The organism is uncultured Gimesia sp. (assembly GCF_937910335.1).
Lineage (GTDB): Bacteria > Planctomycetota > Planctomycetia > Planctomycetales > Planctomycetaceae > Gimesia.
Genome location: NZ_CALEMX010000032.1, coordinates 1 through 10,759 on the forward strand (window position 1 = coordinate 1; position 10,759 = coordinate 10,759).

Here is a 10,759-nt window from a genome sequence, read left to right on the forward strand (position 1 = left end):
CGAGACAACGGCCAACATAATAAACTGACGATGAATAGTGAGGCGACTACAATCAAGGTATTCCTGCGTGAAGGTTTCTTACGAAACAGACTCAGACTCACAACAAAACACAATAGAAATCCGACTGCACTAACGATGGGAATCGACCACAACGTCCGAGGTTGCAAACTGACTTCCACGGGATTCACTTCCAGATTGAGTTTTCGCCCTGGATTAATCCATTCAAATTCACTTTTCCTTTCGAGCTTGGAGAAGACCGGCCTGAAAGACTGGTCAAAGGCAAAGCACACCGATTCTACACTCCAGACACTGCGATTAAACATATCCCAGGTCACTTTGACTTTATCAGGAGTCCCTTTCGTACTGTAAGACAGTATGACTCCGACGCGTGCATTGGCGATGCTTACTTTTTTTTTCTCGGCGGGTCTTGCGAAATCTGTAAAGTCGAGGCCATAAAAGTCCAGTCGAGAGATGACTGGTTTCACAGAGATCCCATCAATTTCGACAGGATTCACCTTTGCAAAATACTGCTCAATCGTTTCCCTTGAGGCCGACTGCTCTGCAACCGATAAAAAATCGGGATCTTTTCGCTCCAGCGTAAAGAATGATTCCAGAGTAGCCAGTGGAATCAATATCTCATGTCGTACTTCAAAATCTTCGATATACAGAAATGAATATATCGTTCCATAACTGGTAATTCCCAGTGTTTCTTCGCGACGTTCTTTCAGCCATTTCTGCCAGTCAGACTCCGATGCATCTGGAGATAAGGGGGGATGATCCCAGTTAAATCGAATTGTCTGTGGCTCGCGTGGTTTCATCGACACCGCGTAAGGAGTTTCCGACCCTTCCTGCTTCAGGTTGAACCGAACCAGGGCAGGAAAACCGGCATTGGAATCAACAAGTTGTTGACTGAAAGTGAGAAATTCCGGTGGTGTGGCGAGTGCATATTCAATCTGAAAAATCAGAGTAAATTGCATGAGATCGGTCATTGCGACCCCCTGCGGTTTGATTGAGGAATCATCAACTGATACGACTTTCCCCTTCAATTTCTCTCCATTAATATCTCGTACCAGCAAGCGGTCTAACAGAAATTGTTTGTGTTTTTCGATGGCTTTTTTGATTTTCTCTGCAGAGATGATGTTTTCTTTATCAGGCTCCAGTTTCTGAAAGAAATAAAGATCCTCAACGTAAATCTGCATTGAAACCACAACTTTATCGCGCGTGACGTAGACATTCTCCTGACTGTCTGAAATCGGATGTGCTTCGCTGGAAGCGGGAAAAGAATTCACAACCAGAGTCAGGCAGCAGATTAGAAAAAACAGATGGAATCTATCGGACCGATGAGCAGGACAGCCAGATGGTCTCTCGCGTTTATCATTAAAAGTAGCAACTCGCATTGTCATGGCAGGATTTCGAATTAGAAAATACGTAGATCAAACTGAAAGGGGAGTTTTACAGGCAGGTTTCAATACATTTCTATACTATTTGATCGTACCGATACAGTGGATAGAATTGCAATCGTGGTCTGCTTATAAGACACTACGATTATTGATTTCACGATGATTGATAAAAAAGGGTCTACGATGCAAGAAAATCAGGAATCACCTCAGCTCGAAGATGAAACCTCACAAGAAGTTACTGCAGAATCTATACGTATAGAAAAACCGAGTCTGTTTAAACGTAGCACGCTCTGGTTTCTGGCATTCCTCTTGGCAGCCTCGGCAATGATCTACCAAAGAGCCACCGGACCGACTTACCCCGTCAAGATCCGAGTGGCAGACGGAATCACTGCGAAACTCATTCGTACACATGAATCAACGAAGGACGCCATCGTCGAACTGCCGGTACCATTTAATGAGGATAAAAAGCCATCAGCGAAGCTGTTCTACAGACGTTATCGTACTTCAGATGAATTTATCACTGTCCCCATGACATTAGAGGAATCATCACAACAAGAAGATGAGCCTATATACGTTTTGAAAGCAGCACTCCCCAAACAGCCGGCAGCTGGCAAGCTGGAATACTATATCGAAGCAACGATTGATGATGGAAATCGACGTTTTCCTGCACAATCAGATGATTATGTTTTAATACGATTCAAAGATCCCGTTCCAGATACGATTTTGTTTCCCCATGTTACATTAATGATATTTTCAATACTCTTCGGAATGCGCTCAGGTTTGGCCGCTTTATTTGCCCCTTATAATATGCGTCAACTGGCCTGGCTTACTTTGTGCGGCATGACCATCGGAGGCATGATTTTAGGTCCCTGTGTTCAAAAATATGCATTTGGAGAATACTGGACCGGATTTCCTTTGGGGGGAGATTGGACAGATAATAAAATGCTGTTCATGTTTCTAGCGTGGATCTTTGCCTGTTCTATAATTGGTTTCAAACCACGAAAAAAAGAACATCCTGTGGGACGGATTGTTGTTTTGCTGGCAGCTGTCGTAATGACCGTGTGTTATCTGATCCCGCACAGCATGGGTGGCAGTGAGTTAGACTATAGTCAGGTTGACCAAGGTATTGATCCCAGCGAAGCCATCAAGACAGGTCGACAATGAATGCGGCCCAGGTTCATCTCTTAACGGTTCATATCCCCATCATTGGCTGCTGGGGATTGTCGATCTTATTCATTCTCGCGCACTATTTCCGAGATGACCGACTGTTCAAAATCAGTTGCTGGCTCTTGCTGACAATTCTATTACTAGCCACAATCGCTTACTTCTCGGGGCCTCCCGCCTACGAGCTCCTGAAAGAGAATTATCAGGTTGAGAATGAAATAGTTGAATTTCATGCTCTGCTGGCGCGATCCTGCCTGTTAGGAATGGTCGTTTTGGCAATGATCGTGGGTAACGCTCTCGTACAAGGGTTCCAGGGAGAAAAGGTCCCAGGCTGGCAACGCTGGGTCATTTTGGTAAGCACGATTCTTCTTTCGATTTTCTGGGCTGCTGCCGCTCACTGGGGAGGCATGATCAGACATCCTGAAATTCGTTTTACTGTCTCGAATGTGGTTGAAACTCAAGTCGTTCAAGAAACTACGAATCGTGAGCGCCTTATTTAACGATCTCAGTCCCAATCCCTTTATCCGAATAGATTTCCAATAAAATCGAATGAGGTAGTCGGGCATCAACGATGTGAACTTTTTTCACACCACTTGCCAGCGCTTCCAGAGCAGCATCCACTTTGGGAACCATTCCCGCATCGATCGTCCCATCTGCAATCAAAGCACGACAACGTTCGGTTTCCAGATGTGAAAGCAACGTCTGAGGATCATCTTTATCCTGATAAATGCCGGGGACATCACTTAAGAAGACCAGTTTTTCTGCTTTAAGTATCCGAGCCAATGCAGCAGCAGCAGTATCTGCATTCACATTTAGTTTTTGCCCATTTTCATCAAGGGCTACAGAAGGAATGACGGGAATCGCATCTGATTCGCAGATTTCCGCTAACAGTTTCTGATCAATGTCCGTCACAGAACCGACGTGCCCTAAATCAATTGGCGAACCATCTTCTGACTCAAGCGTCAGTCGCTCTCCGAAAAGACAATTACGGGTTCCAAAATGAAGTGATTCTGCCTTAGCTCCCTGCCCTCTGATTTCTTCAGCCAACGACTCACTGATTTGATTAGCAAGCACATTGGAAGCGATTTCCAGTGTTTTTTCATCGGTGTAACGTCGGCCATGAACAAAATGAGCCTCTATTCCTGCAGCATTCATCGCCTTGCTGATTGCTTTTCCTCCACCATGGACCAGAATCGGATGCATGCCGACCGTTCGCATAAAGATTACATCAGTCAAAAAACTTTTGACGGCAGCTTCCTCTTCAAGTGCACTACCTCCCAACTTGATTACGACATAACGACCACGAAATTGTCGAATCCAGCTTAATGCTTCAATTAAAACAGCGGCTTTACGAACGGCACCTTCCACAGTGAATCTCTCATTCTTATTGATGTATGACCGAGGTAATTCATGATTCCTGAATGAGTCAATCCAGGAACAGTTTATTCTACAAATAAAAACTGTATAGGAAGGTCCTATTGTATGCGAGCGCTGCATACTGTCAAACCACTGGTTTAGTTGACTCTCTTGCCGCGCTCATAGCAGTAATCCGTCTTGTTTTTCTTTTTATTACATGATTTCGCATATTTATCTCAACTTCAATTCCAATCGACTCAAAACAGAAGTTCATGAATAATTTCATTGGTCAATCTGTCATAACCCAACTTAAATTGACTGTTAAACAGGCAACAAAATCGGACTGACCTGTACGGCCCCGGCATGTAGAGGGAATGGTGCGACAGTCCGGTTCGGTAATTTTGCACTCACACACACGAGATACTGATCATCTACTAAGAACAGAAAAAATGATGTGAGGTCTTTCCAGAAATCCCCCGATATTTAACTCTACCGATCAGAACGGTATTCACAAAATTATTTGGCTTTGAATTCTAAGATTTACGTGACTTCAAAAAGATTGAGATGGAGAAAGAACGTTGGCCCATTCACACTTGCCGATTCAACACCTGATGAAACAAATGGAAAACTATTCCTCTGAGCAAAAAAACATTAATTGCCGTCCCGCATGGCTTACCAGTTTTGTGGATGAAGTCGCCGAAATCTTCAATCCCACTGATGATGTAGGTCGGGTGGGATTCAATTGCCAGTTCTCGGAAGAGTACTGGGAAGTTGGTCTCTTTCTGGGAAGTACCGAAATTGTCGGTGGAGAGCGCGACGGTCAATCTATTGCTGCCAGTTTTCAATTCGACCTTTTACATTTATTGGAGCGATTTGAATCAGTCAATCGATTCCATTTTAATTATCTGGAACAAGCAGAACTAGAAGCCGCCAATAATTCAGCGTCGGCTTACATTACCATCGAAGGGCATCTGGCCGATCTGGAGCTTGTTCGCTTGAGTGTTTACTCCATTCCGCCTGAAGAAGCAGGTCCAGGTTTTCGCAAATCACACGATGGCAAAATCAATACAGTTTGATTTGATCGACAGCTGCTGAAACAGATTTGCGAACCACTAATAATTTAAGCAAAAATGAAGTCCGTCTCAGCTACGATTTACGATTCGTAGCTGAGATCGTGTGAATTCAGATATTTACTCACAGACGAGAAGCAAACAGTAATATAAATTGGCATAACAATTATACTGTCGCCTTCTATTCAGCGATTTTGCCATCGCGTAATCTGAGAATGAAATCGGTATCGCGAATATAACGTTCGTCATGCGTTACGATGACGACGGTAGTCTTGTACTGATCACTCACATCTCTCAAACATTGAAAGATTTCTGCGCCGGTTTGAGTATCCAGTTCACCCGTTGGTTCATCAGCCAGAATCAGTAATGGACGCTTTAACAAAGCTCTCGCAATCGCAACTCGCTGTTGCTCTCCTCCAGACAACTGGCTGGGACGATGAGTAATGCGCTGGCCCAAACCAACCTGTTTTAATAACTCCTCTGCTCTTTTTTTTTGCTCAGTAGATACTCCTAAAGGCAAATAAGGTGCAAGAACGTTCTCCAAGGCATTCAAGTTTTTTAAAAGATTAAAATTCTGAAAAACAAATCCCACTTTTTCACGTCGATAAGTATCTCGTTCAGTTCGATTCAGCGTCGACAAAGAACGATTTTGAACAAAAATTTCACCGGAGGTCGGTTTATCCAGTGCCCCCATCAAATATAGCAATGTGCTTTTTCCACTTCCGGATGGTCCTAAAATAAAAGAAAATACCTGACCAGGAAAATTGCAGCTCACTCCCTGTAGTGCACGCACTTCTGTTTCACCCGTTTGATGAATTTTTTCTACGTTACGAACTTCAATCATTCGCAGTTCACTTTCTCAATCCTATTTATTATGAGTATTTGATCGTTCTTAACCGCGGCGGATCGCATCAATAGGAGTCATTCTGGTTGTCCACCAGGCAGGGTATAATCCGCCAACAATCCCAAGAGTGGTGCTAAACAAGACACCAAACAAGAGTAATCCCGGACTGGCATAAAGATGAACCTGATTTGCAAACTTCCAGTTTACAATGTAAATGGCTAACAATCCCAATAGCCCTCCCAGAATCCCCCCTGCAAATCCCAAAAGAGAACTCTCTGCTGTAATTAACAGTATCACATCCCGATTTGACCAGCCATTAGCCTTGAGAATTCCAAAGTCCACTATTCGCTCAATCACACTCATCAACATGGTATTGATGATACTTAAAATCGCGATTAAGACTCCGATGCCCGTCATCAAGCCAAGAAAGATATCTAGATCGGCTGTAAAATTTTCCAATCGATCCCCCCAATCTGAGGCAGATCGAACATCCAGCGCACTAGATTCTTTCTCTATTTCTTTTGGTGAGTTTGTGGCAGCCTGTACTTCTGTGTGATTCTTGTTTTTGAGTTGCCTTTCATTACTCTTTTCAAGTTTCTCATTCGAGTTTCCCTTTAAACTCTGATCGATTGAATTTAACAGAGTTTTAAGAATATTCGATTGAGATGCACTAGCCAGCGCCAAAGATGTTGGTTGCCATGATGCCAATTCGCGTCCTTTAAAGTGATTCTTGATGTTTTTTACAAGCTCATCGTTTTTGACATTGCCCGATTGTTCAAGATAGAAGCAACTAACACTATTCGGATCAAATCTAGTGATAGTGCGCACCATTTCAATATCCAGAATGATGGCCACATCAAGCAATATCGAACCTGTTTCATAAAGCCCAACAATCGTCATTTCCTGACCATTGACATCAATGGTATCTCCTAACTGTTTCTGATGCTGTTCAGCAATTTGTTTGCTGATAATTGTATTTAAAGATCCCTGGTCCTCCAGTGACAGAAACCGTCCTGCATAAATTGCTTCGCGGTAAATGCCATGTTTTAATTGTAGACGAGTCGGAATTTCGGTGCCAAAGAGAAACCGAGGAGGACTGATGACTGGTTTGCCTTCTATCATATTTACGCGAGACCAGATTTCAGCATTCACGATCGCGACTCCCGGAATCAGGCCGATCTCTTCTCCCCATGAGCGGGGTATTCTCGAAAACAGAGGAATCGGAGCCCCTGGCTGCATCGCCACGATTCCGGTTATTTTGCCAAATGTCTGCGAAACCGTCTTTTCGAGTCCTCCAGCAATCGAAAACAATCCCACCATACCTGCGATGGCAATCGTCAATCCCATTAAACATAAAAAGGACCGTAAAGAACGGCTCATAAGATTTCGGATGGCAAATTTAAACATTTAAGCTGTTTTCCAGTCTGTCGAGTCAATTCCGTCTTCAGATGTTATTTGCATTTTAGACAGCTTACATCCATCAAAGAATCCATTTGTTTCGTAATCTCATAATAAAAGAGTTGATATTAAAGAGTTATAGACAGGGCTTACTTGAAAACCAGTGAATTTCAAACGTAGAATGCTCCCAGTTGATAGTCAGACTTTAAATTCATGCGACAGGCAATAATGCCTTTCGAATTATGTATTGATTGTTTGATTTTCACAGATCGCCAGAAAGGACTTCATTCTTTCAGACTGTTTGGCGCCAGATCAACATCATTTATCCTGACGCTTCTTGCCAATAACGAATTTCGAATCCATGAACAAACGCGACTATTACGATATTTTAGGAATTTCCCGCAGCGCCAGTGCTGATGAGATCAAAAAAGCATACCGAACGCTCTCCAGGAAATACCATCCTGACATGGCCCCTGATGATAAAACAGCGGACCAGAAGTTTAAAGAGGTACAGGAAGCATACGAAATATTGCGCGACGAAACAAAACGCAAGCAATATGACCAATTTGGCCACTCTTACCAGCAAGCGGGACCGGGGGGCGGGTATCACCCATCGGGTGGTGGAGGCGGCCAAGTTGATCTAGATGACCTGTTTGGCAGCGGTGGAATCGATATAGGTGATTTATTTGGAGGCGCATTTCGTGGAGGCAAGCGCGCTCAACCACGACCGCAAAAGGGCGAATCGAGTCGTCTGCAAATCGAAATCCCTTTTCATCTGGCTGCCATTGGTGGAGACCATGAGGTTAGTCTTCAAAAGGGTGGTAAATTCGAGCGATTGACGATCAAGATTCCAGCAGGAGTTGACAATGGTTCGGTAATCAGGTTAAGCGGTCAGGGAAGTCCTGGAATTCATGGTGGCCCTGCAGGTGATTTACTGATCACTATCAAAGTAGGCAACCATCCCTACTTTAAACGGGAGAGCAGCAATCTGATTTTGGAAGTACCAATCACTCTTGCGGAAGCAGCATTAGGCGCAAAAGTAGATGTTCCTACTCTGTCAGAAGGTGAAGTTACCGTTACGATCCCGCCAGGAACATCCAGTGGAGCCAAACTGCGTCTCCGTGAAAAAGGAATCATTGATCAGAAAACCAGACAACCTGGGGATCAAATCTGCGCAATCAAAATCGTTGCTCCTAAAGAAATCAGTGACGAGGCACGAATTCTATACGAGCAACTAAAAGACATGGATCCTGAAACTCCTCGGTCGAAAGCATGGTGATGAAAGTGTCACTCCGAAAAACTTCAAAGCAAATCATAACCTGCTGCCTGGTGTTGTACTTTTGTGTCGTTTTCCAACCTGTAATTAGAGTGTCAGCCCAAACCACAGAGACAGGTTCTACCACAATAGAAACTGATGCAATTATTGGAATGGAAGTACCGCCGGGATCTGAACAGGAACAGCCGAAGGCAGATGAAAAAAAGAAAGATGACCGACCACGCGAGCTGGGGATCATGATCTTAATTGTCTGGCTATTAGCGGGAACAGGACTCGGAATTCTTATATTTACCTCACTTTTTGGTCATTCAGTTCGCAGTATGGTCAGGAGACCCTTCCCGCAACAAACACAACCCAAACAGCAAATCCCTTCGGAGACGCCTCCTGATCAGCACGATGAATCAGAGCAGTTAAATGAAGGACCGGGCAACTCGTAAACGGCTTACTACACCATTCTTCTGGAAGGCAATTGTCACCTGTGAAACAATATGGATTTCCGCGAACATACAGAATTCGCAGTCAACAGGATTTTGCAGAGATTTACTCCGCACGACAAAGGGCCGGGGACCAGAATTTATTAGTGTTTGCGGTGTTAAATGATCTGGATCGAAGCCGTCTGGGTATCAGCGTTTCTCGAAAAAATGGAAATGCACCGAAGCGGGCTCGAAAAAAAAGACTGATTCGAGAAGCATTTCGACTGATTCAGCACCAAATCCCCAGGGGATTAGACTTGATTGTCGTTCCTCGTGCAGAAGTCGAGGCGGAGCTGAAACAGTATCAACTCTCGTTGAAACGACTTTCTCTGAAACTTTTCCGCCGCTTGGAGCAACAGCAAAGCAGATGAAACGGATTGCTATGCAGATAATCCGCTTTCTCTATCAGATTCCGGCTTTGATCCTGATTAGCCTGGTTCGAATCTATCAGATGACTTTAAGCCGTTTAATCGGGGGGCAGTGTCGTTTTCACCCCACCTGTAGTGCTTATTTTATTCAAGCAGTCAAAAAATACGGAGCCATCAAAGGAGCCGTCAAAGGGATCTTACGTATCTGCAGTTGCCATCCTTTTCATCCTGGTGGCCACGATCCACCTTAAAATCTTATTAAAACTTTCGAGGTGCAATCACGATGGGTGACTGTTGCAGGGTCTCGACCGTATTGGAACGATACCCATTCTGAAACCGTTGCAGACTAATCTTTCGAATGGTGTTGGTATTTTCCTGTGTCAACATAGACGGAACTGTTGACTCACGTGGATGCTGCAATTCTACCTGATTCTTGAATGGACGTGGAATTGAGACCGGGGCTGCAGTCTTTATCTTTCTGAAAGGCATTACATTTGCCTCTTGGAGCATTCTTTGCTTTGAGTAAGGCCACAACTCGATTTCGTCTTCTAAAGTCGAATAATTTTTAACAGGCATTTGCTCAACTGAAGCCGATACTTTCCAGGAATTCTCTCGATGTGTCGTTGTTTGTTTTGACATAGGTAGCCGCGGGAGCCCTCTCTTCTCAGAATTTGGCTGGGGCTGAATTGGTAACGGTAGCGGTTTTGATTGTGGGTGCTTGTGCAACGGCTCGGGAAATACTGGAAGCGGGCGATTGTGATTTGGGGAGAGAGGAGCTGCCTGAAGAGAATCGTGTTCCAAATTTGGTATTGATTCACTACAGGAAAATTCACTTCCTATGCCATCAGTCATTGGTTCTTCAATATGAGATCCGGAAACTTTACGAATCCACCGGGGTGATTTGAGATGTGCTTTCATACTAGAGCAAAACTCTTTCACCTTACCATTCATCTGTTTCACTTTTTGAGAAACCGATGAAGTAACCGATGAATAGTGGGGAACCAATCCTAGATGCTTTTGAGCTGGTTCATCAAATTCGGAACTGAATTCTGATTTAAAGTATTCCTGATCATCTGAAAACTCTTCCTGCGAAGTTTTTAAGATCAATGAACGTTTTTTATTCACCTGTTTATTAGTTTGCGGTGGAGCTAAGCTCGGCGGTGCCGCTGGTGGAAAGCCATCGCTTAAGGGAGCAGGAGCCGGTTCAGAAAACAGTTGATTATGGTTCTGATGGGCGGGAGTCCTTTTTTCCGTTTGACTATATGACGTGGAACGAGAGGCCTGCTGATAAACATTTTGCTGAGTAGACTGACAGCCATATAATACCGTCAATGAAAGCAGGCTGGCAGAAAACGAGACAATATTTGAACAGTTCATTGACATCTTGAGTTCCTCATTCCATGTCGTGCA

12 protein-coding genes are annotated in these 10,759 nt (G+C 44.0%); 7 read left to right on the forward strand and 5 right to left on the reverse strand.

Annotated elements, in window-relative coordinates; genetic code table 11:
* Window positions 1-1,403: hypothetical protein (locus tag Q0668_RS01195; protein ID WP_298859116.1), on the reverse strand; the 1,403-nt coding region annotated here is incomplete at its 3' end.
* Window positions 1,404-1,559: 156 nt separating this feature from the next.
* Between Q0668_RS01195 and Q0668_RS01200 the strand changes: the two genes are divergently transcribed.
* Both Q0668_RS01200 and Q0668_RS01205 read left to right on the forward strand, forming a co-directional pair.
* A complete protein-coding gene (locus tag Q0668_RS01200) occupies window positions 1,560-2,564 on the forward strand; it encodes a hypothetical protein (RefSeq protein WP_298859119.1) in 1,005 nt (334 codons plus the stop codon).
* Window positions 2,561-3,064, forward strand: coding sequence for a DUF2231 domain-containing protein (locus tag Q0668_RS01205; protein ID WP_298859121.1), 504 nt, complete (start codon window positions 2,561-2,563; stop codon window positions 3,062-3,064). Before Q0668_RS01200 ends, Q0668_RS01205 begins: the two co-directional genes overlap by 4 nt.
* On the opposite strand, the gene argB is transcribed toward Q0668_RS01205, so the two are convergent.
* The gene (argB, locus tag Q0668_RS01210; protein ID WP_298859123.1) at window positions 3,057-3,932 is read right to left on the reverse strand and encodes an acetylglutamate kinase; all 876 of its coding nucleotides are present in this window, start codon (window positions 3,930-3,932) and stop codon (window positions 3,057-3,059) included. The genes Q0668_RS01205 and argB overlap by 8 nt on opposite strands.
* A gap of 566 nt (window positions 3,933-4,498) precedes the next feature.
* On the opposite strand from argB, the gene Q0668_RS01215 reads away from it, so the two are divergent.
* Window positions 4,499-4,996, forward strand: coding sequence for a hypothetical protein (locus Q0668_RS01215; protein ID WP_298859125.1), 498 nt, complete (start codon window positions 4,499-4,501; stop codon window positions 4,994-4,996).
* A 175-nt stretch (window positions 4,997-5,171) separates the two neighbouring features.
* On the opposite strand, the gene Q0668_RS01220 is transcribed toward Q0668_RS01215, so the two are convergent.
* Both Q0668_RS01220 and Q0668_RS01225 read right to left on the reverse strand, forming a co-directional pair.
* Complete coding sequence (locus Q0668_RS01220; RefSeq protein ID WP_298859127.1) at window positions 5,172-5,834, reverse strand: ABC transporter ATP-binding protein; 663 nt, start codon at window positions 5,832-5,834, stop codon at window positions 5,172-5,174.
* A 48-nt stretch (window positions 5,835-5,882) separates the two neighbouring features.
* A complete protein-coding gene (locus tag Q0668_RS01225; RefSeq protein ID WP_298859129.1) occupies window positions 5,883-7,214 on the reverse strand; it encodes an ABC transporter permease in 1,332 nt (443 codons plus the stop codon).
* 379 nt (window positions 7,215-7,593) lie between these two features.
* Between Q0668_RS01225 and Q0668_RS01230 the strand changes: the two genes are divergently transcribed.
* The 4 genes from Q0668_RS01230 (at window position 7,594) to yidD (ending at window position 9,600) form a co-directional block, all read left to right on the forward strand.
* Window positions 7,594-8,511 carry a J domain-containing protein gene (locus Q0668_RS01230; protein WP_298859131.1) on the forward strand — a complete coding sequence of 306 codons (918 nt, stop codon included), beginning with the start codon at window positions 7,594-7,596 and terminating at the stop codon, window positions 8,509-8,511.
* Window positions 8,512-8,600: 89 nt separating this feature from the next.
* The gene (locus Q0668_RS01235; RefSeq protein WP_298859133.1) at window positions 8,601-8,945 is read left to right on the forward strand and encodes a hypothetical protein; all 345 of its coding nucleotides are present in this window, start codon (window positions 8,601-8,603) and stop codon (window positions 8,943-8,945) included.
* 41 nt (window positions 8,946-8,986) lie between these two features.
* The gene (rnpA, locus tag Q0668_RS01240; protein ID WP_298859140.1) at window positions 8,987-9,352 is read left to right on the forward strand and encodes a ribonuclease P protein component; all 366 of its coding nucleotides are present in this window, start codon (window positions 8,987-8,989) and stop codon (window positions 9,350-9,352) included.
* Entirely contained in the window at window positions 9,349-9,600 is a 252-nt protein-coding gene (gene yidD, locus Q0668_RS01245) for a membrane protein insertion efficiency factor YidD (RefSeq protein WP_298859135.1), read from the forward strand. The genes rnpA and yidD overlap by 4 nt, the downstream gene beginning before the upstream one ends.
* Before the next feature lie 7 nt (window positions 9,601-9,607).
* Here the strand turns inward: yidD and Q0668_RS01250 are convergent.
* A partial coding sequence (locus Q0668_RS01250) for a hypothetical protein (protein WP_298859137.1) occupies window positions 9,608-10,759 on the reverse strand: 1,152 nt, incomplete at its 5' end.